The organism is Allobosea sp. P5_A5 (assembly GCF_056400625.1).
Window position 1 is genome coordinate 222,157 of the sequence record NZ_JBFUKY010000003.1, and the last position, 25,934, is coordinate 248,090.

Annotated in this window: 25 protein-coding genes and 1 pseudogene; 11 read left to right on the forward strand and 15 right to left on the reverse strand. The window is 64.9% G+C overall.

The genetic code is table 11. The features are described 5' to 3' along the window. Window positions 1–248 precede the first annotated feature (248 nt). Window positions 249–770 carry a DUF6101 family protein gene (locus AC1DR6_RS07895; protein WP_476828648.1) on the forward strand — a complete coding sequence of 174 codons (522 nt, stop codon included), beginning with the start codon at window positions 249–251 and terminating at the stop codon, window positions 768–770. Here AC1DR6_RS07895 and ubiA read toward each other — a convergent pair. Then, window positions 767–1,738 (reverse strand): 4-hydroxybenzoate octaprenyltransferase, encoded by a 972-nt coding sequence (gene ubiA / locus AC1DR6_RS07900; protein WP_476828649.1) that lies wholly within the window; start codon window positions 1,736–1,738, stop codon window positions 767–769. The genes AC1DR6_RS07895 and ubiA overlap by 4 nt on opposite strands. Window positions 1,739–1,747: 9 nt before the next feature. Next, on the reverse strand, window positions 1,748–2,092 hold the full coding sequence (locus AC1DR6_RS07905) for a hypothetical protein (protein ID WP_476828650.1): 345 nt from the start codon (window positions 2,090–2,092) through the stop codon (window positions 1,748–1,750). A gap of 376 nt (window positions 2,093–2,468) precedes the next feature. Between AC1DR6_RS07905 and AC1DR6_RS07910 the strand changes: the two genes are divergently transcribed. The 4 genes and pseudogenes from AC1DR6_RS07910 (at window position 2,469) to AC1DR6_RS07925 (ending at window position 6,353) form a co-directional block, all read left to right on the forward strand. Then, window positions 2,469–3,215, forward strand: coding sequence for a 16S rRNA (uracil(1498)-N(3))-methyltransferase (locus AC1DR6_RS07910; RefSeq protein WP_476828651.1), 747 nt, complete (start codon window positions 2,469–2,471; stop codon window positions 3,213–3,215). A gap of 139 nt (window positions 3,216–3,354) precedes the next feature. Next, window positions 3,355–4,530 (forward strand): annotated as a pseudogene (locus AC1DR6_RS07915) (carboxylate-amine ligase). Window positions 4,531–4,707: 177 nt separating this feature from the next. Then, a complete protein-coding gene (locus AC1DR6_RS07920; RefSeq protein ID WP_476828652.1) occupies window positions 4,708–6,090 on the forward strand; it encodes a glutamate--cysteine ligase in 1,383 nt (460 codons plus the stop codon). Between the two features lie 89 nt (window positions 6,091–6,179). Then, window positions 6,180–6,353 (forward strand): Flp family type IVb pilin, encoded by a 174-nt coding sequence (locus AC1DR6_RS07925; protein WP_476828653.1) that lies wholly within the window; start codon window positions 6,180–6,182, stop codon window positions 6,351–6,353. Between the two features lie 34 nt (window positions 6,354–6,387). On the opposite strand, the gene AC1DR6_RS07930 is transcribed toward AC1DR6_RS07925, so the two are convergent. After that, window positions 6,388–7,269, reverse strand: a complete 882-nt coding sequence (locus AC1DR6_RS07930; protein WP_476828654.1) for a LysR substrate-binding domain-containing protein — start codon at window positions 7,267–7,269, stop codon at window positions 6,388–6,390. Between AC1DR6_RS07930 and AC1DR6_RS07935 the strand changes: the two genes are divergently transcribed. Continuing rightward, on the forward strand, window positions 7,243–7,824 hold the full coding sequence (locus tag AC1DR6_RS07935; protein WP_476828655.1) for a YjiS-like domain-containing protein: 582 nt from the start codon (window positions 7,243–7,245) through the stop codon (window positions 7,822–7,824). The two genes, AC1DR6_RS07930 and AC1DR6_RS07935, sit on opposite strands and share 27 nt — an antisense overlap. Before the next feature lie 111 nt (window positions 7,825–7,935). Here AC1DR6_RS07935 and AC1DR6_RS07940 read toward each other — a convergent pair whose 3' ends face one another. Then, a complete protein-coding gene (locus tag AC1DR6_RS07940) occupies window positions 7,936–8,808 on the reverse strand; it encodes a DUF937 domain-containing protein (protein WP_476828656.1) in 873 nt (290 codons plus the stop codon). 102 nt (window positions 8,809–8,910) lie between these two features. Continuing rightward, window positions 8,911–10,785 carry a monovalent cation:proton antiporter-2 (CPA2) family protein gene (locus AC1DR6_RS07945; protein ID WP_476828657.1) on the reverse strand — a complete coding sequence of 625 codons (1,875 nt, stop codon included), beginning with the start codon at window positions 10,783–10,785 and terminating at the stop codon, window positions 8,911–8,913. Between the two features lie 164 nt (window positions 10,786–10,949). On the opposite strand from AC1DR6_RS07945, the gene AC1DR6_RS07950 reads away from it, so the two are divergent. Further along, window positions 10,950–11,528: a hypothetical protein gene (locus AC1DR6_RS07950; RefSeq protein ID WP_476828658.1), complete on the forward strand. Its 579-nt coding sequence runs from the start codon at window positions 10,950–10,952 to the stop codon at window positions 11,526–11,528. Between the two features lie 290 nt (window positions 11,529–11,818). Here AC1DR6_RS07950 and AC1DR6_RS07955 read toward each other — a convergent pair whose 3' ends face one another. Further along, window positions 11,819–12,466, reverse strand: a complete 648-nt coding sequence (locus AC1DR6_RS07955) for a glutathione S-transferase family protein (protein WP_476828659.1) — start codon at window positions 12,464–12,466, stop codon at window positions 11,819–11,821. Further along, on the reverse strand, window positions 12,463–12,948 hold the full coding sequence (locus AC1DR6_RS07960) for a MarR family winged helix-turn-helix transcriptional regulator (protein ID WP_476828991.1): 486 nt from the start codon (window positions 12,946–12,948) through the stop codon (window positions 12,463–12,465). Before AC1DR6_RS07960 ends, AC1DR6_RS07955 begins: the two co-directional genes overlap by 4 nt. A gap of 30 nt (window positions 12,949–12,978) precedes the next feature. On the opposite strand from AC1DR6_RS07960, the gene ispH reads away from it, so the two are divergent. The 3 genes from ispH (at window position 12,979) to rnhA (ending at window position 15,611) form a co-directional block, all read left to right on the forward strand. Next, window positions 12,979–14,040, forward strand: a complete 1,062-nt coding sequence (ispH, locus tag AC1DR6_RS07965) for a 4-hydroxy-3-methylbut-2-enyl diphosphate reductase (RefSeq protein ID WP_476828660.1) — start codon at window positions 12,979–12,981, stop codon at window positions 14,038–14,040. Between the two features lie 19 nt (window positions 14,041–14,059). Further along, the gene (locus tag AC1DR6_RS07970) at window positions 14,060–15,025 is read left to right on the forward strand and encodes a homoserine kinase (protein ID WP_476828661.1); all 966 of its coding nucleotides are present in this window, start codon (window positions 14,060–14,062) and stop codon (window positions 15,023–15,025) included. Window positions 15,026–15,164: 139 nt separating this feature from the next. Next, a complete protein-coding gene (gene rnhA, locus AC1DR6_RS07975) occupies window positions 15,165–15,611 on the forward strand; it encodes a ribonuclease HI (protein WP_476828662.1) in 447 nt (148 codons plus the stop codon). A 372-nt stretch (window positions 15,612–15,983) separates the two neighbouring features. Here the strand turns inward: rnhA and AC1DR6_RS07980 are convergent, their stop codons facing one another. The 5 genes from AC1DR6_RS07980 to AC1DR6_RS08000 all read right to left on the reverse strand — a co-directional run bounded on the left by AC1DR6_RS07980 (window position 15,984) and on the right by AC1DR6_RS08000 (window position 19,992). Then, window positions 15,984–16,661, reverse strand: coding sequence for a L,D-transpeptidase (locus AC1DR6_RS07980; RefSeq protein WP_476828663.1), 678 nt, complete (start codon window positions 16,659–16,661; stop codon window positions 15,984–15,986). Between the two features lie 134 nt (window positions 16,662–16,795). After that, window positions 16,796–17,818 (reverse strand): LLM class flavin-dependent oxidoreductase, encoded by a 1,023-nt coding sequence (locus tag AC1DR6_RS07985; RefSeq protein WP_476828664.1) that lies wholly within the window; start codon window positions 17,816–17,818, stop codon window positions 16,796–16,798. 175 nt (window positions 17,819–17,993) lie between these two features. Further along, window positions 17,994–18,443 carry an N-acetyltransferase family protein gene (locus AC1DR6_RS07990; protein WP_476828665.1) on the reverse strand — a complete coding sequence of 150 codons (450 nt, stop codon included), beginning with the start codon at window positions 18,441–18,443 and terminating at the stop codon, window positions 17,994–17,996. Window positions 18,444–18,599: 156 nt separating this feature from the next. Beyond that, window positions 18,600–19,085: a redoxin family protein gene (locus tag AC1DR6_RS07995; protein WP_476828666.1), complete on the reverse strand. Its 486-nt coding sequence runs from the start codon at window positions 19,083–19,085 to the stop codon at window positions 18,600–18,602. A 49-nt stretch (window positions 19,086–19,134) separates the two neighbouring features. Then, the gene (locus tag AC1DR6_RS08000) at window positions 19,135–19,992 is read right to left on the reverse strand and encodes a protein-disulfide reductase DsbD domain-containing protein (protein WP_476828667.1); all 858 of its coding nucleotides are present in this window, start codon (window positions 19,990–19,992) and stop codon (window positions 19,135–19,137) included. Between the two features lie 173 nt (window positions 19,993–20,165). On the opposite strand from AC1DR6_RS08000, the gene AC1DR6_RS08005 reads away from it, so the two are divergent. After that, window positions 20,166–20,777 carry a YqgE/AlgH family protein gene (locus AC1DR6_RS08005; RefSeq protein WP_476828668.1) on the forward strand — a complete coding sequence of 204 codons (612 nt, stop codon included), beginning with the start codon at window positions 20,166–20,168 and terminating at the stop codon, window positions 20,775–20,777. A gap of 198 nt (window positions 20,778–20,975) precedes the next feature. On the opposite strand, the gene AC1DR6_RS08010 is transcribed toward AC1DR6_RS08005, so the two are convergent. The 3 genes from AC1DR6_RS08010 to AC1DR6_RS08020 form a co-directional block, all read right to left on the reverse strand. Beyond that, entirely contained in the window at window positions 20,976–23,885 is a 2,910-nt protein-coding gene (locus AC1DR6_RS08010; protein ID WP_476828669.1) for an EAL domain-containing protein, read from the reverse strand. Window positions 23,886–23,995: 110 nt separating this feature from the next. Next, the gene (locus tag AC1DR6_RS08015) at window positions 23,996–24,595 is read right to left on the reverse strand and encodes a GNAT family N-acetyltransferase (protein WP_476828670.1); all 600 of its coding nucleotides are present in this window, start codon (window positions 24,593–24,595) and stop codon (window positions 23,996–23,998) included. Between the two features lie 7 nt (window positions 24,596–24,602). Next, window positions 24,603–25,910, reverse strand: coding sequence for a M16 family metallopeptidase (locus AC1DR6_RS08020; RefSeq protein ID WP_476828992.1), 1,308 nt, complete (start codon window positions 25,908–25,910; stop codon window positions 24,603–24,605). Window positions 25,911–25,934 lie beyond the last annotated feature (24 nt).

Here is a 25,934-nt window from a genome sequence, read left to right on the forward strand (position 1 = left end):
GGCTCCGGTATCGAACGCGCGGGATGTCGTTTCAAGCCGAAAATGCGCTTCGCAATGGAAAGACTTCGTCAAGCATCACGCCGGAAAGCCCCTCCTGGGCCGCCGATAAGGCTCGAAACACGCTCCTTTAACCTCGCCGGTTAAGCGCTCGCACACCGGCCCCGGCCACCTTCGTGAGGCAAGCACGAGAGCCCCGGCATCGACAGAGGGCTCCGCTGCGGCAGGGATTGAGAGAGGCGTTATAACCGATGGCCAGCGTCACGCCGGTCGCCGGAGGGAGTGGTCTTGCACCACGTCTCTCCGGTGGACCGATCACATCAGCGATCGTGTCCCACAACCCGATGCCCCGGCAGCCCTCAGCGCCGGGCCTCGAGCGGATCGGCTCGGTCCGCATCCTGCGGGCGTCGGCCGGCTGGCGCGGCGTCGCGCTGCGGCTGGCAAACCCCACCGGCACCGATGAGCGCTTCGAGTTGACGCTGACGGCAGGCGACGGGCGCTCGGTCGTCATCGCCACTGCGGACCAGGAGGATGCCGTCGCTCTCTGGCGCGATGTCGGCCGCACCAGCGGCTTGCCTTTGCTCTTGGAAACCGGGGAGGGCACCATCTCCGAACCGTTTCCCCAGCTTGGCCGCGTCGCGCTTGGCCCGACGCGGATCAGGCGGCGCTATGCGCTGCTGGCCGGGCGCAGGCCGCGATTCCTAACCCGGCGCAAGCCCGGCCGGCTGGCCGAATTGCCGGTCATGGTCTCCGGCGAGCGGCTGACGGACTAAAACCCGAGCGCAGTGCGGCCCGCGCCATCGAGCGCGAGGCCGGCGGCGAGAACAAGCCCGGCCCATTTGTTCGAGCGGAACAGCATCAGCGCTTCATGCGCCTTCGCGCCGGGGATGCGCGCGATCTGCCAGCCGAGATGCACGGCAAAGCCCGCAAAGCCGAGCCAGGCGACAACGCCGCCCGAGACGAGCCAGATCGCCGTCGCGATCAACGCCACCGCCAAGCCAAAGCAGATCGCGACCGCCTCTCGCGTATACTCGCCGAAATAGCGCGCGCTCGATTTGATCCCGGCAAGGACGTCGTCCTCGAGATCCTGCATCGCGTAGATCGTGTCGTAGCCGACGGTCCAGGCGACCGATGCCGCGTAGATCAGATAGGCGGGCGCATCGAGGCGGCCGAACACCGCGCTCCACGCCAGCAGCGCTCCCCAGGAGAAGGCGAGCCCCAGAACAAACTGGGGCATGTTCGTTACGCGCTTCATGAAGGGATAGATCGCGACGATCACCAGCGAGGCGATGCCAAGCAGCACCGTGAAGCGGTTGAACTGCAGCAGTACGACGAGGCCGCCGAGCGAGAGCGCGACCATGAAGAGCGCGGCCGCTTTTGTGGTCACCTGGCCGGACGGCAAAGGCCGCCCGCGCGTGCGCGCGACCTCGGCGTCGAGTTTGCGGTCGATGATGTCGTTGAAGGTGCAGCCGGCGCCGCGCATCAGCACCGCGCCGATCAGGAAGAGCACAGCATGCCAAAGATTGGGCAAGGGCTGTCCCGCCGCGATCGCGGCCAGCCCCGCCGACCACCAGCAGGGCAACAACAGGAGCCACCAGCCGATCGGCCGCTCGATGCGGGCGAGCTTGAGGAAGGGCCGGGTGGCGCGTGGCGCGAGCGTATCGACCCAGTGGCCGCTCACCGCATCGGGGAGCGGCGCATCCTCGCCGGACAGCGATCCGGGACGCGCGCGCTCGGTCATCAGACAGCCTTAGAGCGCGCCTTGCGGAACACGCAGTCCGCCGCCCGCGCCGCTCGTCACCGAATCGGCGCCGCCGAACGGGTTGGCGCCCTGGGCCTGCTGCTGCGCGCGCTTCTGCATCGTAGCCTGCTGCTTGACGGCATTGCAGGCCTGGCCACGGATGGTGATGATCTTCTTGTTATCGGTGGTCATCCCATCGATGAAGGTATCGGGGATCTGGCACCAATCCTTGTTGGCGGTGGCAAATTTTAGCGTCGCTTCACCGTTGTTCGCCAGACGCCCGAAAGTGGAGCAAGCCTCCTGCGGGGTCATCTTGCGCTTCGCTTTCTGGACGGCGGCGATGCGCTCGACCATCGACCTGCGCTCGGTCAGCAGTTTCTGCATCTGTTCGCAGCCTGTGCTGGACTGCGCATAGGCCGGAGCTGCGCTCAACAGCGACGCGGCCGCAAGGCCGAGGGTCGCGAGCACTCCTGAAGCCATCTTTCGCCGCATGCCGTCCTTCTCCAGATTGTCTCGGCCGCCTCTGGCCGTTCCCGCCCGCTATGCTTAACAGCTGCCGCTGTTAACGCCAAAAACCCGTGCGAGTCCATGAGGCCTTCAGCGTAGACGCATCATGAAGACATCGATGGAATCGCATCGTTCTGTCGGAAGCCCTTGCCCTAGAGCGGGATTGTGGCGCTTTTTGCGACTCAACTTACGCATCCGCCGATGCGGCGAGGTTCCTTTGCCGATGTCCCTGCCTGATTTCGCCCGCCACCGGCTCTATTTCGACGCTCCCTACAGCGTGGGCAGCACGCTCGTGCTGGAGCGCGACCAGGCGAATTATCTGCTGAACGTGCTGCGCCTGAAGGCGGGCGAGGCCGTACGGGTCTTCAACGGGCGCGACGGAGAATGGCTGGCCCATGTCGCGCCGGAGGGACGCAAGCAGGCGAGCCTGACGCTCGCGGAGCAGGTCAGGACGCAGCCGCCGCCACCGACGCTGCATTATCTCTTTGCCCCGCTAAAGCACGCGCGGCTGGATTATATGGCGCAGAAAGCGGTGGAAATGGGCGCAGGCGTGCTTCAGCCCGTGCTCACCCGCCGCACGCAGGTCTCGCGCATCAACCTCGAGAGGCTCCGGGCGAATGCGATCGAAGCTGCCGAGCAATGCGGCATTTTGAGCCTGCCGCGCATCGAGCCCGAGCAGCCGCTGGAAGCGGCGCTGGCCGGGCTGCCTCCTGAGCACCTGTTGATCTTCTGCGATGAGGACATGGCGCAGCAGAGCCCTATCGCCGCGCTGGCCCGCCGGCCTCCTAGCCCGGTCGCGGTCCTGATCGGACCCGAAGGCGGTTTCGACGACGCCGAGCGCCGCCTCATCGCGGCGCGTCCCAACACGCTGCCGATCTCGCTCGGCCCCCGGATCCTTCGGGCCGATACGGCGGCCGTCGCTGCCTTGGCCGTGATCCAGGCTGTCCTGGGCGACTGGTCGCGCGATTGACGGAACGCGCCCGAGCCTCGTCGCGTTGGCAAGTCGCCGCGTTGGCAAAACGAGGGGCGAGAAGCTGATGCTCGACGACGGCGCAAAGGCCGCGCCTCCGACAGCCCGCGGATCGTCTGCGGGAGATGGAGGCAGACAGATGGACGCGACGTTCCCCTTCGGCATCGAAGAGGAGTATTTCCTCGCTGACGCCACGACGCACGGCGCGGTCGGCAAGGTGGCGCCGGCTTTTATCGAAGCCGCGCAGGCCGCCTTTCCCGAGGAGGTGCAACGCGAAATGCTGCAGTCGCAGATCGAGATCGCGACGCCGGTGATGGGCGATATGACTGAAGCGCGCAGCACGTTGCTTCGCCTGCGGCAGGGGCTGGCCGGGCTCGCGGCGAAGTACGACATGCTGCTGCTGGCCTCCGGCACCCATCCCCGTGCGGTGTGGTCCGAGCAGAAGGTCACGGATGCGGCGCGCTATGATGCGCTGCTGCGCGATCTTCAGATGATCGGCAGCCGCAATCAGTTCTGCGGTCTGCATATCCATGTCGAGGTGCAAGATGAAAACGATCGCATTCGGTTGATGGCCCGCCTGATGCCTTATCTGCCGCTTCTCCTGGCGCTTTCGACCTCGTCACCCTTCTGACAGGGCGCCCCGACGGGCCTGCTCGGCTATCGCCTTGCGGCCTATAACGAATTGCCTCGAACGGGCTTGCCCGAGCTTTTCACCGAGCCGGACGACTATCGCGCTTATGTCGAGGCGCTGACCAAAGCGGGCGCTATCAAGGATGCGAGCTATATCTGGTGGGCGATCCGCCCCTCGCTGCGCCATCCGACCCTGGAGCTGCGAATCGCCGACAGTTGCACGCGGCTGGAGGACACGCTTGCCATCGCCGCGTTATATCGCTGCCTTGTTCGTCATCTCCTACGCAATCCCGCGCTCCATGCGCGGCCGACGCCGGCGACGCGCGGCATCGCCGCCGAGAACATGTGGCGCGCCCAGCGCTATGGCATCCATGGCGGACTCATCGCTGCGGATGGTTCCGGAATGCGCCCGGTCGCGGACCTCGTCGCCGAACTTCAAAACGAGCTGGCGGAGGATGCTGTCGCCCTCTACTGCGTCCCCGAACTGGCGCGCTGCGCGGCAATTATCTCGGACGGGACCAGCGCCGACGCGCAACTGCATGTTTTCGAAGGGGCTCGCGAAGCCGGTGGGAGCGATGATGCGGCATTGGCCGCAGTCGTGCAGTGGATCGCCGCAACCACCCGAGGCGGCGGCGGCGCGCTCCGCCCCTCGATCAATCCATCGGGCCCGCGTCGCGCCGGCTGAGGACCATGCCGGGTGCGCTAGCCTTGCCTGGGACGCTTGCCGCCCTTTCGCGAATGCAAGGCCGCGGTCGTTGTCGCGCGTTCGGCTCTCGCCTATGTCTGTGCTCCCCGCGCCTTGATCCGGCCGCCTTTCGGCAGCCGGGCGCCCAGGCCTTTCGTCTGTTCTGCCGGAGCGCCTATGGCTCGCGACGTGTCCGATTCCACCCCGATCGGCTCCAAGGAGGAGCTGGTTTCCTGGATCGCAGCCGGCGAGAAGCCGCCGGAGCGCTTCCGCATCGGTACCGAGCACGAGAAGTTTCCGTTCTATCGCGCCGATCTCGCGCCTGTTCCCTATGAGGGGCGCGCTGGCGCCGGCGGCATCCGCGCCCTGCTCGAGGGGATGCAGCAGCGGCTCGGCTGGGAGCCGATCGTCGATGACGGGCATATCATCGGTTTGGCCGGACCGGACGATCTCGGGGGGGCGATCTCCCTGGAACCGGGCGGTCAGTTCGAACTTTCCGGCGCGCCGGTCGAGACGGTCCACGAAACCGCCGACGAACTCGCAGCCCATATCGCAGATGTGAAGGCGGTCGCGGAGCCGCACGATATCGGCTTCGTCGCCCTTGGAGCCTCGCCGCTGTGGACGCGGGGCGAGACGCCGGTGATGCCCAAGGGCCGCTACAAGATCATGGCGAACTACATGCCGAAGGTCGGCAGCATGGGTCTCGATATGATGTTCCGGACCTGCACGGTGCAGGTCAACCTCGACTTCGCCACCGAGGCGGACATGGTGCGCAAGCTGCGTGTCTCGCTGGCGTTGCAGCCGCTGGCGACCGCCCTCTTCGCGTCGTCGCCGTTCCTGGAGCGCAAGCTGAACGGCTTCCAGTCGATGCGCTCCGAAATCTGGCGCGATACGGATAATGAGCGCTCGGGGATGCTGCCCTTCGCCTTCGACGAGGGCATGTCCTACGAAGGTTACGTCGATTACGCGCTCGATGTGCCGATGTATTTCGTCAAGCGCGGCGATGTTTACCACGATGTCGCCGGCGCCTCTTTCCGCGACCTGCTGGCCGGGCGGCTGGCGCTACTGCCAGGCGAGCGCGCGACGATTTCCGATTGGGCGAACCACCTGTCGACGATCTTCCCGGAAGTTCGCCTGAAGCGTTTTCTGGAGATGCGCGGCGCCGATGCCGGTCCGCCGGAAATGCTGGTGGCGCAGGCCGCGTTCTGGGTCGGCCTGCTTTATGACACCCGATCGCTCGATGCGGCCTGGGATCTGGTCAAGGGCTGGAACGCCCAGCAGCGCCAGGCCCTGCGCGATGCCGTGCCGAAGCAGGGGCTCACTGCCGACGCAGCCGGTCGTCCGCTCCGTGACGTGGCGCGCGAGGTGCTGGAACTGTCGCGCGCCGGATTGGTGCGCCGCGCGCGCAAGGATGGGCAAGGCCAGGACGAGAGCCGCCATCTCGCGCCGCTGCAGGCGATCATCGACGGCGACCGAACGCTCGCTCAACAGCTCGAAGCGCGCTATCGCGGCGAATGGGGCGGCGCCGTCGAGCCGGTTATGCGGGCGCTGGCGTTCTGAACCCCGGCGATACCGATTTCCGTCGGAAGCGTGGCATTGCACCGGGCAAATTAACGCTTTTGCCGCGAATGGGCCGTTAATCTGGCCGCATGAAGACGCTTGCCGCCAGATGGGTCTGTCTGCTGCGCGACGAGCGCGGCGCGACCGTGATCGAGTACGCATTTATTGCGGGGTTCGTGTCCCTGTCGATCATTGCCGGCGCGACGCAGATAGGTCAGACGGTCAAAGGCTTCTTCGAAGCCGTCGGACGCGGCTTCGGCTGATCGGACTTCGCATCGCTTTTCGGGTCGAAGCGCCTTACTCCGCCGCCACCTTGAAGCTCGCCAGATTGTCCAGGCTCTGGATGATGTGCTCTGCCAGCGCATTCGACAGCACCGAAGGGTCGAAGCGCGTCCGCAGGAGCCCGATCTTGCAGGAGGGCAGGGTGGCGAACCCGTCCGAAGGTCCGAGGATCCGCATTCCCGAACGGATTGCGCTTTCCGGCAGAACCGAGACGGCAAGCCCGGCCACCACCGCGGCACCGACCGCCGTCGAATTCCAGCTGGCGTAGAGCACGCGGAAGCGCCGGTTTTTCGCCTCCAACGCGTCGACCGCGGCCTGGCGCCAATTGCAATTCGGCCGCCCCAAAGCGAGAGGCAGCGGGTCTTCCTCGTGCACGGCGTGGCGGGCCGAGGTCACCCATAGCAGCGGCTCGATGCGGATGATTTCGCCCTGTCCGCGGTTCTCGACATGGGTGATGATGGCAAGGTCGATGTCGCCCGTGGCGATCCGCTCCGCCAGCATCGGCGTCGGTTCGCAGACGACCGTCACCTCCGAGCGCGGGTTGGAGCGGGCAAAGCGGGCCAGGATTTCCGGCAGATAGCGGTCGGCGTAATCGTCGGGAACGCCAAGGCGAATGCGGCCTTTGAGGTCGGCATCGGTAAAGCTCGCGACGCATTCCAGGTTCAGGCGAACAATCCGGCGTGCGTAATCCAGCAGCCGCTCGCCATCCTCGGTCAGCTTCGCGTGGCGCCCGTCGCGGCCGAATAACGGCCTGCCGACGCGCTCCTCCAGCCGCTTCATCTGCATCGAAACGGCTGATTGCGTCTTGAAGACGATCTCGGCCGCGCGGGTGAACGACCCGGTGTCGGCGATGGCGACGAAGGTCTTCAGTTGATCGGCGTCGAGCACATGGGCCATGGCGTTTCCCGTCAACGGACATCATCAATATCCGTGTTGCGAAAGATCATAACCATTCGTTTGGCTGATGACCAGCGTCGGATTAGACCTGTCGATGTTCACCGATTGGCGGCCAGAAGGTGCGTCCAGGCCGGCGGTGGACACCGTGTTCATCTTTCGCCTGAGGAGGCTGTCGTGCTGCTCTTGACCATCGCCGCAAAGTCGCTGTCGTCCGTTCCGGCCGGTGTCGTGCGCGTTGCCGGCACGGGCCTGACGCAAATCGTACTGTTTGGCCGCGCCTTGATGCATCGACGCGAGGTCATGCGCCTCGGCGAACTCGATGAGCGGAGCTTGAAAGATATCGGGCTCGTGCGCTCGGATGTGAGTGGCGCCCTCGCCAGTTCCTGGTTGGCCGATCCGTCCAAGGTTCTGGCGTCGCGGGCAAGTGCCAGCGCCGATGTCGCCGACGCTCGCCGCCAGCAGGCCGTCCGCCTCTCCGAAAGCGGCCCAAGGCTGGCCATGCGCGGCGAAAGTCTGGCCGTGCGCTCCGAACCCGCTTTGGCTCACTGCGCCTGACATTTTTTCGCGCTGCGCCTGACCCCTTGGTGCAGCGCTCTTACGGGCGGGAGCTTCGGCTTCCGCCCTTTTTTCATTCAGAAAGCGGCTGGCGCTGAGCCTCGACGCCGCTCAGCGTGGCGGCTGGCCGCCGCCCAGCATCGCGTCGAAGATCGATTTCATCGCCTTTTGGTGATCGTCCTGAATCTGGCGTCCGTGCTCGAACATCTGGTTCAGCGCATCGAGCCCGATCGAACCGGGGCCGGGCGGCAGGTCTGAATTCGGTACCGCAGCCGCTTCAGGTTCCGGCGCTGGCGGCGGCGCTGCTGGGCTGCCAGCCGCTCCGGCGCCTGGTACGCCGCCCCCGAACATGCCGCCGAGAATCTGCCCGAACATGCCGCCGAAGGGGTCGTTGGGGCCGGCCCCGGTCTGGCCCGCGGGGGGCGGCGCCGCGCTCGCCTGCCCGAACATCCCGCGCAGGATCGCATCCATCGGGTTGACCTGAGGCTGGGGAGCAGGTTGCGCACTCGGCATCTGGCCGCGCATCATCTCCGCGAATTGCCCGAGCATGCCGCCGAGGCCTTCGCTGCTCGCTGTTTTCGATAATCCCCCCATCAGCATCGCAGCGATGACCGGCAGCATCTGTTTGAGGATGGCCATGCTGACGCCGCTGGTCGCGGCAGCCTGCGCCGCAACGGCTTGCGCCACCTCCTGCGACCCGAAGATGCGGCTGATCACATCGTTGCCGGCGCTGTTGGCGCCCGGCGGAATGCCCGTGCTCGGTGCCTCGAAGAAGCGCGCATAGGGCGAGGCCGTCATCATCTGCGCCAGCGAACCGAAGGCATACGGATTCTGCGTTTGACGCTGAAGCCCCATCGAGAAGGCCGGCAGAAGCGCGTCCAGCGCGGCCTGCGTCTGTTGCATGCTGATGCCGTATTGCCGGGCAAGGTTCTGCATCGCCTGGCCGTTCTGGGCCGATTGCATGATCTCGAACAGGTTCATCATCAGGCGCCTCCCGGATCATTATGAGTTGACCGCGACGATAGCAGCCGGTGGGCCGCTGGCAATCGATGATGATGGACTGCGGAAGGAGGGCAGCGCCGCCGTTCAGCGCTCCGGCTCTCCGACGCCCCCGACCGCGACCTCCGCGCCACCGTCCTCGATGACCTCCTGCGTTTCCGCAGTGAGAGCCTTCGACTTGCCCTTGGGCGTGACGAGTGGTTCCGGGGAGACACGCGGCACGCGGTTGAGGCCGGCCGCGATCCCCTCATTATACTGGATTTCCATGCGCTGCGCGTCGCGATCCCGGACATGCTCGATGACCAGTTCGGCCTCGTCGCGGGTCAAGCCGATGGCCTCCAGCGTGACGCGGCCGAAGCCGAGCGCCGATTCGAAGGTTTCGCGCATCTGGTAGTCGACATTGGCCTTCATCAGGTCGATGGCATGGACGCGGTCGAACGCCCTAACATGCAGGCGCGCATTCGGGAATTCCGCTCGCACCATCTCGACGATCCGCGAAGCGGACTCCTTGTTGTCGATGCAGACGCAGATGACGCGCGCCTTGCCAGCACCGGCCGCCCGCAGCACGTCGAGGCGCATTCCGTCGCCGTAATAAATCTTGAACCCGAATTTCGCCGCCGAGCGGATCCGTTCGACATCGGCGTCGATGATGGTGACGTCGATATGCTGCAGCAGCAGCGCCTGGGTGACGACCTGGCCGAAGCGACCGAAGCCGATGACCAGAACCTCGCTGCGGCCGGCCCCGTCGAAATCCTCGTCGATCGTTTCTGCCGTAATCCGCTTGAGCAGGACGGTGTCGATCGCCTTCGCGACGATCGGGCCCAGCAGCATGCTGATGGCGGCCAGCGCGGTCACGATCGCCGTCTGGCGGGCATCGAGCAACCCGTTGGCCAGAGCCAGCGGCAGCAGCACGAAGGCGAACTCGCCGGCGGGCGAGAGCAGGGCGCCGGCCCGGATCGCTTCGATCCATGACGAGCACGACACCCGCAGGATGGTCGCGACGACAGCAATCTTGAACAGCACCAGCAGGGGCGCGGCGATGACCAGCAGCAGCCAGTTATCCGCCACGATCCTGAGATCGAGCGACATGCCAACCGCCATGAAGAACAGGCCGAGCAAAACGCCGCGGAACGGCTCGATATCGGCTTCCAGCTCGTGCCGGAAATGCGAATCCGCCAGCATCACGCCGGCGATGAACGCGCCCATCGCCATGGAGAGCCCGACATGCTCCATCAGCAGCGCTGCGCCCAGCACGATGAGCAGCGCCGCAGCGGTCATCACCTCCTTGGCGCCGCTGTGAGCCAGAATCCGGAAAAACGGGTTGAGCAGGTAGCGTCCGGCGAGAACGATGGCCGCGATCGCCGCCAGTGCGATGCCGAGGCCGATCAGGGCGCTTGTCGGACTGCCCGCTTTTCCCTCTGTCGTCGCCAGCAGCGGCAGCAGGGCAAGCACCGGCGCGATTGCGATGTCCTGGAACAGCAGGATCGAAAAGGTACGACGCCCGTAAAGCTCGTTTCCATCCCCGCGTTCCTCGAGCAATTGCAGCGCGATCGAGGTCGCCGACAAGGCGAGGGAAACACCGACGGCGATGGCCCCGGGGATCGAGAGTCCAAGCCACCAGCCGGCGAGCCCGATGACGCCCGCGCTGACCGCCATCTGCGTCAGGCCGGAGCCGAGGATGTCGCGACGCATCGAGTAGAGTCGCGCCGGCTGCAACTCCAGCCCGACAAGAAACAGCAGCAGCACGACGCCGATCTCGGCCGTGCCACGGATCGCGTCCGGGTCCTGGATGACGCCCAGCAGGGAGGGGCCAATCACGATGCCCGCCGCCAGATAGCCCAGCACCGCCGACTGCCCGAGCTTACGGAAGATCGGCACGGCGATGACGGCGCCAGCGCAGAACGTCAGGATCGGCGGTAGATAGCTGGCATGGGAAACGACTTGGGCGGCGGCTTCGGCCATGACTGCTCACGCTGAAAGGGGCGGCGGCCGATGGCGCCGACGCTCCTATCTAGGGGCTTGGCACCTAGAGCGCGAGGGGCAAGCATAAGGATCGTGCATCGTTCCGATTCTCATTGTCTGCAACCGCAGAGAGGCGGAACTGATGTGTTCGGTCCGAGGGTATTATGGCTGAGGATGGAAAAGTCCCCGTTGGATTTCTCTTAATCGCAACGTCTGAGGAAAAAAGAGGCGCAGCGATTAAAGAGGTGGCTAGGTTAGATCATGAACAAGTTATCCACATCGAAAATGCAATAGCCAAATTAAATCAATTTAGATCATCTTTGCATGTCGCTAATGGAGTCATATTTAATCGAAATGATTTAATCAAAGAAATGATTGACGGCGGTAACAGGTATCTCACTAATGGAATCGTTGACGCAAACTTCATGGATGAATTTTCTAATTCAATATCAATAAGAATAGCCAATATGTGTAGTATGTTTAGGTCATTTATAGATCATTCAACTAGATCATATTTAAAAGATTACGGAAAAAATTCTCCTGAATATAATATGTGGAACAAATTGCTATCGAGTGAATATGATTCCAGCGTGTACTATAGAATAATGTATCACATAAGGAATTATGTACAGCATTATGATATGCCTCCGATAAGGCTATCCATCAATGAAACGCATGGGAAGGTCTCGATCAGCGTCGATCTTTCTATTAAGGCAATGATGGAAGACAATTTGTTTAGATAAAAGATAGCTTCAAATAATATTGAAAGTGTTATTTCCATAATAAAACTGATCGAAGAATGGGAAAAATCGTACTTTACAATAAAATCTCAATTGGTTAGTGACAGAAATAAGGCCATATCCGAATATGCAAAAATAATTCTATCGATCAGAAGTAAGTTCAACATCGATGATCGGGGCAATTTGGCTTTATCAAAAGATATGAAACTCAGCGAGAATGGATCGAAATTAAAGATCGACCTCAAGTGGATTGATGAATCTTTCGCTCAAGATATTATCGATCAAGAACTGATTTAAGATGGCGCGTTCTCCCAAAACGGCTTCAACTGCGCCTCCAGCGCGCGCTGAAAAGCCGGCCGGCCGATGCAGCGCGCGCGATAGGCAGCCAGCTTCGGAACCCGCTCCAGGATGTCGTCGGGCACGTCGCGCAGGACGCAGGCCATGATCAGGTCGCCGGCGGTGAAATCGCCCTCGAGGTAATCCTTCTCGCCGAGCGCGGCTTCGAGCTGCTTCAGGCGTTTGTCGACCATCTCCACGATCTGCGGCCGACGCTCGATCGTCCAGGGCTCTCCCTTGTGAAAGATGTCGGTCAGCGCGAGCTGGCTGATATGGGGCTCGATCGAGTTGAGCGCCGCCAGGATCCAGGTTGCGACGCGGGCCCGACCGGCCTCGTCCGCAGGCGCCAGCGCAGTCGATTTCCGCGACAGGTAGAGCACGATCGCCCCGGACTCGAAGAGTTCGACCTCATCGTCGCGAAACGCTGGAACCTGCTCGAAGGGCTGCCAACTGCGATATCCGGACGAGGACTGGTCGTCGCGCCCGATCAGCGTGGCCTCATAGGGCAGCCCTGCTTCCTCGAGAGCCCAGCGCACCCTGAGGTCGCGGACATGGCCTTGCGCGAACGGCGGCACCCAGCGGAAGGCGGAGACGTGAATGGTCATGGCGTTTTCTCCTCTGTTTTTGTCGTTGGTTCGGCGGCGGTCCATGCGGCCAGCGCGTCCAGCCCTTTGCGCGTCGTCGGCGCGTCGGGATCGGCGAGCGTGGCCTCCAGATCTTCGTGCAGGGCCAGCCAGATCGGCAGCGCGGCCAGGAGTTTGGCATGCCCCGTGGGCGTCAGGGCGACGCGCCGCGAGCGCCTATCGTCCCGATCCGGCGCGACGCTGGCCAGCCCCTCGCGCACCAGCGGCTTCAGCGCAGCGGTCAGCGTGGTGCGATCGGCCCCCAGCGTTCTGGCGACGGCACCAATCGTCGGCGGCTCCGGACGGTTCAGCGACATCAGCAGCGAGAATTGCTCGTTGGTGAGGCCATGCATCCGCAAGGCATCGTCGAAGCGGCGGGCCAGCACCCGCGCCGCTCTCTGCACATGCATGCACAGGCAGCGGTCGCGAACCATCAGCGTCGTCGCGAAAGGGACCGTCGTCATCGTCATGCCGACAGTCATGTTGATATCAACATGACTGTCAATCGGCTCGGCCGCTTCCTTGACATCGCCGTCTTCACGCCGAAAGAAGACGCTCGATCCCGACCGGAGTTTCAAGGCCGCGTGACCAAGCCGCCGCTCGACATTCTGCTCTGCGCCCCGCGCGGTTTCTGTGCCGGGGTGGTGCGCGCCATCGACGCGGTCGAGAAGGCGTTGAGCCTGCACGGAGCGCCGGTCTATGTGCGCCATGAGATCGTGCACAACAAATACGTGGTCGAATCCCTGAAGCGGAAGGGCGCGGTCTTCGTCGCCGAGCTGGGCGAAGTGCCCGATGAGAGCCGGCCGGTGATCTTTTCCGCTCATGGGGTCGCCAAATCGGTTCCAGCCGCGGCTAAGCTGCGCAATCTCTTCGCCATCGACGCGACCTGTCCGCTGGTGACGAAGGTGCATCGCGAGGCCGAGGTCCATCACAAGCGCGGCCGCCATATCCTGCTCGTCGGTCATGCCGGCCATCCCGAGGTGATCGGTACCATGGGACAATTGCCGGAGGGCGCGATCACCCTGATCGAGACGCTCGCGGATGTCGCCGCGCTCAGCCCCCCGCCCGGTGTCCCGCTGGCCTACGTGACGCAGACGACGCTCTCGGTCGACGACACCCGCGAGATCGTCGACGCCCTGCAGTCCCGTTTTCCGGAGCTGATCGCGCCGCACAAGGAAGACATCTGCTACGCAACCACCAATCGGCAGGAGGCGGTGAAACGCGTCGCCCCGCTGGTCGAGGGGCTGATCGTGGTCGGCTCGCCCAATTCATCGAATTCACAGCGCCTGCGCGAGGTCGCGGAGCGGGCCGGCTGCCCGGTCGCACGGCTGGTGCTCAGGACCGACGAGATCGACTGGTCGGCTTTCGGAAACCTTCGCAGCCTCGGCATCACCGCAGGCGCCAGCGCGCCCGAAGTGCTGGTCGAGGAGATCATCGACGCCTTCGCCGAGCGCTATGACGTCCGTGTCGAAACAGTCTCGACCGCGAGCGAGGACGTGTTTTTCCCGCTGCCACGCGAATTGCGCGGCGAGCCCGCCAAGACCGCCGCAGAATAAGCCGAAACGAGCATTCATCTTGGCCGTTTACACCGAAGTTCCCGATGATGAGCTGGCAGCCTTTGTGGCGCGCTATGGCATCGGCGATCTGCTCTCCGCCAAGGGCATCGCCGAGGGTGTTGAGAACTCCAACTACCTGCTGCGCACCTCGCAGGGCGCCTATATCCTCACCCTCTACGAAAAGCGGGTGAACCCGGACGATCTGCCCTTCTTCGTCGAGCTGATGCAGCATCTGGCCTCGCGCGGGCTAATCTGCCCCCAGCCGGTGCAGGACAGTCGCGGAGAGAGGCTTGCCCGGCTGGCCGGGCGCCCCGCCGCCATCGTGACCTTCCTCGACGGCTTGTCGGTGCGTCGGCCGACCGCGCAGCATTGCCAGGAACTGGGCCGAGGGCTGGCGCAGCTCCATGAGGCGGGCGCCGATTTCCCGATGGAACGCGTCAATGCGCTCTCCGTACTGGGCTGGCGTCCACTGGCGGAGCAGGCTGGCAGCGATGCCGACAAGGTCTCGCCGGGCCTGGCCAGGCGCGTCGCAGCCGAAATCGCCGTGCATGAGGCAAGCTGGCCGGCCGAACTCCCGCGCGGCGTGATTCATGCCGATCTGTTTCCCAACAACGTCTTTTTCATGGGCGACAGGCTGTCTGGCGTGATCGACTTCTACTTCGCCTGCACCGATGCCTTCGCCTACGACGTGGCGATCTGCCTGAATTCCTGGTGCTTCGAGGCCGACGGTTCGTTCAATCTCACCAAGGGCCAGGCGCTGCTGGCGGGCTATGAGAGTGTTCGCCCGCTGGAGCCGGCCGAGGTCGAGGCCTTGCCGCAGCTTTGCCGGGGCTCGGCCCTGCGCTTCCTGCTGACCCGGTTGGTCGACTGGCTGAATGTGCCGCCGGGCGCGTTGGTCAAGCCGCATGACCCGCTCGAATACGACCGCAAGCTCGCCTTTCACCAGCGCGTCCTCGACGCGCGCGAATACGGGCTGAAGCGATGAGCGGTGAAGGTCACTGCGTAACGGCGCATACGCGACGCCGTCATTGCGAGGAGCGGAGCGACGAAGCAATCCAGGGGTGCGTCGAGCCCTGCCACTCCTGGATTGCTTCGCTGACGCTCGCAATGACGGGAGAGGAAGCATGAGCGACGCCGTGGATGTGTGGACGGACGGCGCCTGCTCCGGCAACCCTGGCCCCGGCGGCTGGGGCGCGATCCTCGCCTTCGGCGGCGTCGAAAAGGAGCTTTGTGGCGGCGAGGCGCAGACCACCAACAACCGCATGGAGTTGATGGCGGCCATCTCGGCGCTGGAGGCGCTGAAGCGCCCCTGCACGGTCGCGCTCCACACCGACAGTCAGTATCTGCGCCAAGGCATCACCGGCTGGATTCACGGCTGGAAGAAGAATGGCTGGAAGACCGCCGACAAGAAGCCGGTGAAGAACGTCGAACTCTGGCAGCGCCTCGAAGCCGCGTTGGGCCGCCACACCATCGAGTGGAAATGGGTCAAGGGGCACGCCGGCGACGCGATGAACGAACGCGCCGACTCTCTGGCGCGGGCCGGAATGGCGCCGTTCAAGCCGGCGCGCTAACGTGACCTGCCTCAGCGGCGGTTAACGCGGCGCTCACCACGATACCAGGCATTTGCCTCAAATGCCCGCTTCGCCGGAACGGCATTGGCTTCAACGGATTGTCCTTGCATCACGGAGGGCAGTCCCGATGACGTTCCGTATCCCCCTCGATGTCTGGCTTTGGCTGGCGGTGGCGCTCAACCTTGCGATCTCCGCCGCACTCTACGCGCAGCCGCTCGCAACTTTCGGCTGAGGCGTTCTCGATAATTGCGGCGAGGTGCGCTCGTCCGAGCGTGACTTAACGCTTCAAAAAAGGCGCCGGTCATCCCGGACAGGCGCTGCTTCGCAGCTTGTCCGGGATGACCCGTAATCAGGACATGCGGTCTGCCAGCCTCAGGCCGACAGCACGACGACCTTGGTCTTTACCGGGGTCTGGTCGTAGAGGTCGATCATGTCCTGGCTGAGCAGCCCGACGCAGCCGCTGGTGATGCCGGAGCCGATCGTGTCCGGATCGCTGGAGGCATAGATCGTATAGAGCGTGTAGCGGCCGTTCTGGTAGAGATGCAGCGTACGCGCGCCCAGCGGATTTTCCAGGCCGCCCGGCATGCCGCGCGCGTATTTCGCGGCTTCCGGCTGGCGCTTGATCATTTCAGCCGGCGGCGTCCAGGTCGCCCATTCCGACTTGCGCCCGACATAGGCGTCGCCACTCCAGCGGAAGCCGTCGCGCCCGACATTGGCGCCGTAGCGCGTCGCGGCGCCGTCGCCCTCGATCCGATAGACATAATAATTGGCGGGATCGACGATGATCGTGCCCGGCGCTTCCTTGGTGTCGTAGCGCACGGTGCGGCGCCAGTATTTCGGGTCGACCTTGGTGATGTCGGCGGCCGGGATCGGGAACTTCTTGTCGTCGACCGGCCCGTAGACCCGCGACGCTTCAGCGAGGCTCATCCCGTCCGTCGCCCCGCAACCGGCCAGCCCGAGCGCGCCGAGGCTGACGGCGGACCCGACCAGAAACGACCGGCGGTCGAGCGAAGTCCGGCCGATGCCGGCGCTTTTATCGTTCATGATCATGGTGTGGCAGTGTCCCATATTCGCTCGCTCGACGAGAGCACGATCCAGCATACACGAACTGGACGTTTTGCGGAGCGCACACTGCCGTTACGCGATGCGCTTGGCAAGCGCTGGGCGCGCACTTCGAAGGACGGTCAGCGCCAGCCCAGCCCCGGCGCGACATGGGTCAGGATCGCCTCGATGACATGCGCATTGTAGTCCACGCCGAGCTGGTTCGGCACGGTCAGCAGCAGCGTATCGGCCTCGGCAATCGCCTCGTCCTTCTTCAGTTCGGCGATGAGCTTGTCGGGCTCCGTCGCATAGCTGCGGCCAAAGATCGCCCTCGTGCTCTCGTCGATGAAGCCGACGCTGTCCTCCTCCTGCCCGCCACGGCCGAAATAGGCGCGATCGCGATCGTCCGTCAGCGCGAAGATGCTGCGGCTGACCGAAACGCGGGGTGTCCGCTGGTGCCCGGCTTCCTTCCAGGCCTCGCGATAGGCGCGGATCTGCTTGGCTTGCTGAATGTGGAACGGCTCGCCCGTCTCGTCATCCTTCAGCGTCGAGCTTTGCAGGTTCATGCCGAGTTTGGCCGCCCAGATGGCGGTCGCGTTCGAGCCGGCGCCCCACCAGATGCGCTCGCGCAGGCCGGGCGAATGCGGCTCGAGCCTGAGCAGCCCGGGGGGATTGGGAAACATCGGTCGCGGGTTCGGCTGGGCGAAGCCTTCGCCGCGCAGCACATCGAGAAAAGCCTCGCCATGGCGGCGGCCCATATCGGCGTCGCTCTCGCCCTCCGCTGGGTGATAGCCGAAATGCCGGAAGCCATCGACCACCTGCTCCGGCGAACCGCGACTCAAGCCCAGCTGAAGCCGGCCGCCCGCGATCAGATCGGCGGAGCCCGCATCCTCCGCCATGTAGAGCGGGTTCTCGTAGCGCATGTCGATCACGGCGGTGCCGATCTCGATTCGCTTCGTTCTGGCTCCGATCGCCGCCAGCAGCGGGAAGGGCGAGGCAAGCTGTCGGGCGAAATGGTGGATGCGGACATAGGCGCCGTCGGCGCCGAGTTCTTCGGCCGCGACGGCCAGATCGATCGATTGCAGCAGCGCATCGCCGGCCGAGCGCGTGCCCGATTGCGGCGAGGGATTCCAATGGCCGAAGGAGAGGAAACCGATGCTCTTCATGACGTGGCGATCTCAGTCTGGCGCAGTCGAGCGCCCGATGGGAGGATTGGCGCGAGCGCTAAACCGCTGCGAAACTAGTTCCCTTCCATATAGGAGCTCGCCGATACGTCCGCATTGCACTCGCGCAAATGCGGCCCTGCATCGACGCAGCGCTGCCGTCAGCCCCAAGACGCCGTCAGCCCAAGGACTGGCGGTAGACGATGAAGCCCGGCTTGTCGGCGACCTTGTCGTAGAGTGCCTGACCCGGCAAGTTGGTCTCGTGGGTCTGCCAGTAGACCCGAAAACAATTCTCTGCCCGCGCCATCGCGTTCACAGCCTCGATCAGCTTGCGGCCGACGCCCGCGCCGCGCGCTTCCGGCACGGTGAAGAGATCCTGCAGATAGCAGATGTTGCGCTCGCTCCAGGTCGAGCGGTGGATCACCCAATGCGTCATGCCAAGCACATGACCCTCGCGTATCGCCAGAAACCCGCCCATCGGCTCCTGCCCGCTCGTCAACCGCTTGAAGGTCACGCTGTCGAGCTCAGCCGGCAGGCTCGCCTTGTAGAAGCTCAAATAGCCGTGCCAAAGCGGCAACCAAGCTGCATGGTCTGTGCTGGTGAGCGGGCGGATGACGACGTCGGACATGGTTTTCCTCCGATGCAGAGGCTAGTCCCACAGCGCCGGCTTGTCTCATGACAAGCCGCGATCCGATCGATCAATTTGGCGGACGCCCGATGAAGTGGCCAAGGAAAAGCCCGCGCGAGCACATCGCACGGGCTTTTTTCGTCTCGCGTCGAGCGCTCAGAGCTGGCCGAGCATCGTCTCGGCGCCGGAGAGATCGGCCTTGCCGGCGGCCTCTTCGACATTGAGGGCCTTCACGACGCCGTCGTCGACGATCATCGAATAACGCTGCGAGCGGGTGCCCATGCCGAAGCCCGTGCCATCCATCGACAGGCCGATCGCCTTGGCGAAATCCGCGTTGCCGTCGGAAAGAAAGTCGATCTTGCCGGCGGCCTCGGTCGCTTTCGACCAGGCGTCGAGCACGAAGACGTCGTTGGTCGAGGTGACCATGATGGCATCGACGCCCTTGGCCTTGATCTCCTCGGCCTTGGCGAGATAGCCCGGCAGATGGTTCTTGTGGCAGGTCGGGGTGAAAGCGCCCGGCACTGCGAAGAGCACGATCTTGCGCCCCTTGAACAAGTCGTCGGTGGTCTTGGGCGCGGGGCCCTCAGCCGTCATGACGCGGAACGTCGCCTGCGGAAGCTTGTCACCCAGCTTGATCGTCATCGCGCCCGTCTCCTGAAAGCCTGCGGCTCGCGGCCGCCGTGCTCCCCGATTAGGGCTTGACCGAGGGGATGTCGAGTTCGAGCCTCGTCTCGACGGCTTTGGGTGCGCCCGTGACCGTGAAGATCAGCGGGATCGGACCGGTGGAACCCTTCGGCCGGTCGTTTATACGAATCTGGGCAAGCACGGTGCCGTCGGCCTGAGGCGTCAGCCGCGGTCGTCCGAACGACCACATGCCCGAACCTTCGATGAAGATGTCGTCGATGCCGCCGCCGGTCGGAACCTGCAGGATCAGCCGCAATCCCGGATCGACCACCTTATCGTCGGGACCGGCATCGAGGATCGCGGTTTTCTCCTTGTGCGGTCCGGGCTTCACCGGCACAGGCACGCGAGCCTCGAAGCTCTCCAGCCGCGGCGAGGTGACGGTGGTGACGCCCGGCTCCAGCCACAAGCGCGCCTCGCCATGCACGGGGATGCAGATTTTCTGGCACACCGCATAGTCGAGCTTGAGGGCCACCATCACGGGGCGCGAGGCATCGACCGGCTGCAGCGAGACCGGAATCACCACCTCGCCAACATAGCCGACCGAATAGCCCGCCGAATCCTCGAAGCGCTGCGGCGCCGGCCAGCGCACGTCGAGGCCGCCGATATTGGTAGAGCCTGACCAGTCGAAGGCGGGGGGAACACCGAATTCGCCCGGGCTGCGCCAATAGGTCTTGTAGCCGGGCGACATCACGATCTCGACGCCGACACGCTGCTTGCCGCTCGCCGTCGTCGGCCCGGCGATCAGGCGCAGCCTGGCGTACTCGCTGGTCGACCATGGCGAGGTGGCGGCCTCGGTCGGCCCGTCCTGCGCGTGAGCGGTGCAGGCGGAGGCCAATAGTACCAGAAGGGACAAAATGCGGATCACGGCATTGCCTTAGCGATTGCCGGGCCGGAAAGCGAACAAAACCTGGATTCCTCACGCGAATGCGGGATGGCGACCCTGTGTTCATGACTCCGGATTGGGGCGCATTCGCGATGCCGTTCTTTTCCGGCCGATCCCGGTTTTCAGCCGGGGCGAGTTTGCTCTAGCATGGTCGCATGAAGTTAGGCTCCCAAACCCGCCTCGACGGCCGCAACTATCTCGACGGGCAGTGCCTGATCGCGATGCCGGGCATGGCCGATTCCCGGTTCAGCCGCAGCGTCGTCTATATCTGCGCCCACTCCGAGGACGGGGCGATGGGCATCATCGTCAACAAGCCGGCGGGCGACACGAAATTTCCGGACCTGCTGGTGCAGCTCGACGTCATTCCGTCGGAGGACTTGATCCGGCTGCCTGGTAGCGCCGAGCGGATGCAGGTGCTGCGCGGCGGCCCGGTCGAGACCAAGCGAGGCTTCGTACTCCATACCGCCGATTTCTTTCTGGATTCGGCGACGCTGCCCATCGACGAGGGTGTCTCCCTGACCGCGACTCTCGATATCCTCCGCGCTATCGCGGACGGCAAGGGTCCGGAGAGCGCGGTGCTGGCACTGGGCTATGCCGGCTGGGGCGCCGGCCAGCTGGAAGCCGAAATCCAGTCCAATGGCTGGCTGCATTGCGAGGCCGATGCAGCGCTGCTGTTCGATGAGGGCATCGACACGAAATACAACCGCGCGCTGGGCAAGATCGGCATCGACCCGGCGTTCCTGTCGCGCGAGGCCGGGCACGCCTGAGCGACGATCGCGTTGGTATTCCGGCTTCGCGGAGCGGAGAACCCGAAACCCATGACCGGGTGACCCGCCCGCAACCGCGCGTCAAATGTCTCGCGAGCGTCAAATGTCTCGCTAGATCGGTTCCGGGTTCGCGCCTGCGGAGCGCCCCGGAATGACGCCAGCGGAGCGGGAAGCTCTGCGATCAGGTCTCGATGATCCTCAAGCCGCTTCGGTCGCCACCGCCGCGCTCGCGCCCATCAGGCGCCGCGCCTCGGCAGCCGACATCGCTTGGCCGAAAATGTAGCCCTGCGCGTACTGGCAGCCGAGCTGGTAGAGCTCGATCGCGTCCGACTCGCTCTCCGCGCCTTCCGCCACCACGTCCATGCCGAGGTCGGCCGCCAGCTGGACGATCGAGCGCAGGATGACCGGCAGGCGGCCATGGCCCATCTGGCGCACGAAACTCTGATCGATCTTGATCGTATCGAAGGGGAAGCGCTGCAGATAGGACAGCGAGGAATAGCCGGTTCCGAAATCGTCCAGCGACAGGCCTGCTCCGAGATCCCGAATGCGCTGCAGCATCTGCGCCGCGTATTCCGGGTTCTCCATGACGAGGCTTTCGGTGATCTCGAGCTTGAGCGTGCCGGGCAGCACGCGTCGGCGCCCTAGAACCGTTTTCACATCATGCAGCAGGTCGTGGCGCAGCAACTGCCGGCTGGAGACGTTTACGCTGGCGAAGATCGGCGGATCGACCTCCAGCGCCGCCTGCCAGGCTTCGAGTTCTCGCGCCGTCTTGTCCATGACGTAGATGCCGAGATCGACGATCAGCCCGGTCTCCTCGGCGATGGCGAGGAAGTCTTGCGGCATCAGGCGGCCTTCGCGCGGATGGTCCCAGCGCACCAGCGCCTCGAAACCCGCGATGGTACGGTCTTCCAGCCGGACGATCGGCTGGTACATCACCTGGATTTCGCCGCGCTCGATTGCGCGGCGAAGGTCGCTTTCCAACGCGAGCCGGTCGTTGCGGTCGGTCCGCATCGCCGGCACGAAGATCTCGATCTTGTTGCCGCCCTGGCGCTTGGCATGGGCCATGGCGAGCTCGGCGTTCTTCAGCGCGTCGTCTTTCCGGGCGGCGGGCGCCGGGTCGAACAGAGCAAGCCCGATCGACGGCGTCAGCACGATCTCGCGCTCGGCATAGGTGATCGGCGTCGAGACCGCGCGGCGCACCAGCTCCGCCAGCGCCAGGATGCGCTCAGGATCGCGCTCCGAGACCAGGATCATCGCGAAGGTATCGCCGCCGATGCGGGCCAGCGTGTCCTGCGCCCGCAGCAGCCGGCCGAGACGGCGCGCCAAGGTCAGCAGGATCGAATCGCCGGCCGAGAAGCCGACCGATTCGTTGACCTGCTTGAAGCGATCGACATCGATGACGAGAACGGTGGGACGGATATTGTCGTCGGCGCGGGTGAAGCCGAAGATCGCGCCAAGCCGGTCCTGGAACAGCTTGCGGTTGGGCAGCCCTGTGAGGTTGTCATGCACCGCGTCATGCAGCAGCCGCTCCTGCGCGGTGCGCTGGTCGGTGACATCGGACAGCGTGCCGATGACACGGATGACCTCGCCGTCCGAGCCCAGCACCGGACGGGCCTTGATGTTCAGCCAGTGATAAGCGCCGCTCGATGAGCGCATCCGGACGTCGAGGTTCAGCTTGCCGCGCCGCTGTTCCAGCACGGCGTCCAATGTCACGCGATAGCGGTCCCGATCCGCGACATGCATCAGCTCCAGCCAGCGCGACGCCGAGCCTTCCAGCGTGCCCTTGGGCAGGGCGAGCAAAACCTCGATCTGCGGTGAGACGAAGATCTTGTCGGCGCTCACATCCCAGTCGAAGACGAGGTCGCCCGAGCCCGACAAGGCGAGCGCCCGGCGTTCGGTGTCCGAAACCAGCCCTTGCGACAGGCCGGAGCCGGCGAAGGCGTGCTGGATCACGGTGAAGCCGATCAGCAGCACGATCAGCACGAGCCCACCCAGTAAGGCAGGCGCGACCAGATCGCGTTGAAACTGCCCGGTCACGGTGAAGCCTGCCGCCGTCACCCAGACTGCGAGCAGGAACCAGGTCGGAATCAGCATCACCGCGCGCTCGTAGCCATGCGTGGCGAGATGCACGACGAGGATGAAGCCGATCGCTGCGACGGCCGCGATCGAGATGCGGGCGATGCCGGCGGCCATCGGCGCATCGAACACGGCGAGCCCGATCAGGCCGGCAAGACCCAGAATCCACAGAAGGGTGATGTGGCCGTAGCGCACATGCCAGCGCGACAGGTTGAGATAGGCGAAGAGGAAGACCACGAGCGTCGCCGCGAGCACCACCTCGGCGCCCGCCCGGTAGATGCGCTCGATTTGTGGCGTCAACGGAAACAGACGCTGGAAGAACCCGAAATCGAGCCCGGCATAGGCGAGCACAGCCCAGGCCAGCGCGGCGGCGGCCGGAAAGATCACCGCGCCCTTGACCACGAAGATGATGGTCAGGAACAGGGCCAGCAGGCCGGCAATGCCGATGATGATGCCCTTATAGAGCGTCAGCCCGTTGGTTTTCTGGCGGTAGGCGTCGGGCTCGTAGAGATAGAGCTGCGGCAGGTTCGGCGATTTCAGCTCGGCGACGAAGGTCACCGTCGTGCCGGGGTCGAGCGTGATCAGGAAGATGTCCGCATCGGGACTGGCCTCCCGGTCGGGCGAGAGGCCCTGGCTCGCGGTCACAGCCTCGATGCGCCGGTCGCCGAGATCGGGCCAGACGACGCCCGAGCCGATCAGCCGGTGAAAGGGAGCGACCAGCAGCCGGTCGATCTGCTCGTCCGAATCGTTGGTGAGCGCGAAAACGATCCAGTCCGGCCTCGCGCCGGCCTCGCGGGCCTTCACCGCGATGCGACGCACGATTCCGTCCGGCCCAGGCGCGGTCGAAATCTGGATGACGTCGCCGTCCGATTTATTGCGCTCAACGATGTTGGTCAGGTCGATGACGGCCGCGTCGAGCGGCACCCGAACCGCATCGACCGCCAAGGCCGGGCTGATGCCGGCGAAGCTGAACCACAGGGCAAAGCCGGCGACGGCAAGGCCGATCCGGAGGAATCGCTCGGAAATGGACAAGCTGCGCTCGGAAACCAGACGGAAGACGATCGTTCGATATTGAACGATTTTTCGTAGCGGTCGCTCATGGCGAGGGCAAGGCAGGGCAGGCCTGCCATCCACCGCGACGCTCAAGCCTGGCCCCCGGCCGGCCTGTCTGACGAAAGCGCCGCGTAGAGCAGATGATCGGCCCAGACGCCGTTGATCTTGAGGTAGCCCCGCGCCAGCCCCTCATGGCGAAAGCCGACCCGCTCCAGCAGATGGCGCGACGGCAGGTTGTTGGGCAGGCAGGCAGCCTCGACGCGATGCAGCGCCAGCTCCGAGAAGGCGAAGCGCAGTGCGCCGCGCACCGCTTCGCTCATATGTCCCTTGCCGGCATGGCGCTGGCCCATCCAGTAACCCAGCGTGCAGGCCTGCGCGACGCCGCGCCGGATCAGACCCAGGGTCAGCCCGCCGAGCAGTGCCTCGGAATGGGCTTCAAAGACGAAAAGCGAATAGGCCTCGTCATTGCCGATTTCGCGTGTCGCGCGCTTGGCCCGCAGACGGAACGATTGGCGGGTCAGGTCGTCCTCGTTCCATGTCGGCTCCCAGGGCGTCAGGAACTCGCGGCTTTCCATCCGCAGTACGGCCCAGGCGGAGAAGTCGTCTGGGTCCGGGGCGCGGAGGTAGAGGTTGGTCGTCCGGATCAGCGGGCGGCTCTGCGGTTCGCTGGGAAAGCGGAAGAGCGCCATCGCCGTCTCAATCCGCCGCGCGGGCGGCTTGCCGCAGGCGCTTGGCCGGGGGCAGGCCATGGAGCGCACCGATGGCCGCGATCGTCGGCTGGTGGCCGAGCAGCGCGCGCCCGGCGGCGCGGACATCCGCGAGCGTCACGGCGTCGAGCCGCGCCGCGAGCTCCTCGCGCGGGATGGCCCGGCCGAAGAGCAGAACCTGCCGCGCCATCTGCTCCAGCTTGCCTCCGGGGCTCTCGAGCGAGGCCAGAAGCCCGACTTTCATCTGGGCGCGCGCGCGGGCGACCTCGGCTTCCGAGACGTCCTCCGCCGCCTTGCGCAGGCAGCCAAGCGCGACCTCGATCAGCTCGCCTACATCCTCCGGGGCGGTGCCGGCGCCGATGCCGAAGACGCCGCAATCGGAGAAGGGCCAATGGAAGGCATCGATCGCATAGGCGAGGCCGCGCTGCTCGCGCACCTCCTGGAACAGCCGCGACGACATTCCGCCGCCGAGCACGGAAGCGAAGATCTGCAGCGGATAATGGGCGCCGTTGGCAAAGGCCTTGCCGGGCAGGCCGAGCACCAGATGCACCTGCTCCTCGTCGGAGCCGATTCGCGCCTCGCCGCCGCGATATTCACCGCCTTCGCGCGTTAGGATTTCGACGGGCGGTGCCGGAAGCGCCGCCAGATGTTCGCGCGCCAGCGCCACCAGCTCGGCATGGTCGACCGCGCCGGACGCCGCCAGCACCATGTTGCCCGAATGATAGTTGCGCGCCAGATAGGCCCGGACCGCATCGGCCGTGAAGCCCTTGACGGTCTGAGCCGTTCCCAGGATCGGCCTGCCGACCGGCTGGTCGGGGAAGGCGGCCTGCAGGAAGCGGTCATAGACGAGATCGTCCGGCGTATCCTGCACGGCCGAGATCTCCTGCAGAATGACGCCCTTCTCGCGCTTCAGCTCGTCTTCGGTCAGCGCAGGGCCGGTCACGATATCGGCGAGGATATCGACCGCCAGCGCGAGGTCGCTTCCGAGGACGCGGGCGGTGTAGCAGGTGTATTCGACCGACGTCGCCGCGTTGAGATCACCGCCGACGCTCTCGATCTCCTCGGCGATCTGCAACGCGTTGCGCCTCGCCGTGCCCTTGAACGCCATATGCTCGAGCAGATGCGCCAGGCCGTGCTCATGGGGCAGCTCGTCGCGCGAGCCGGCGCCGATCCACAAGCCCAGCGAAACGGTCGCGGCATGGTCCATGCGTTGCGAGACGATGCGCAGGCCGGATGGCAGCGTGGTCAGATCGACATCCGGATCATGTGCCCCTCGGCCAAGGGCGGGCGCCGCGATCCCGGCGGTCTCGGTCGGCCCCGC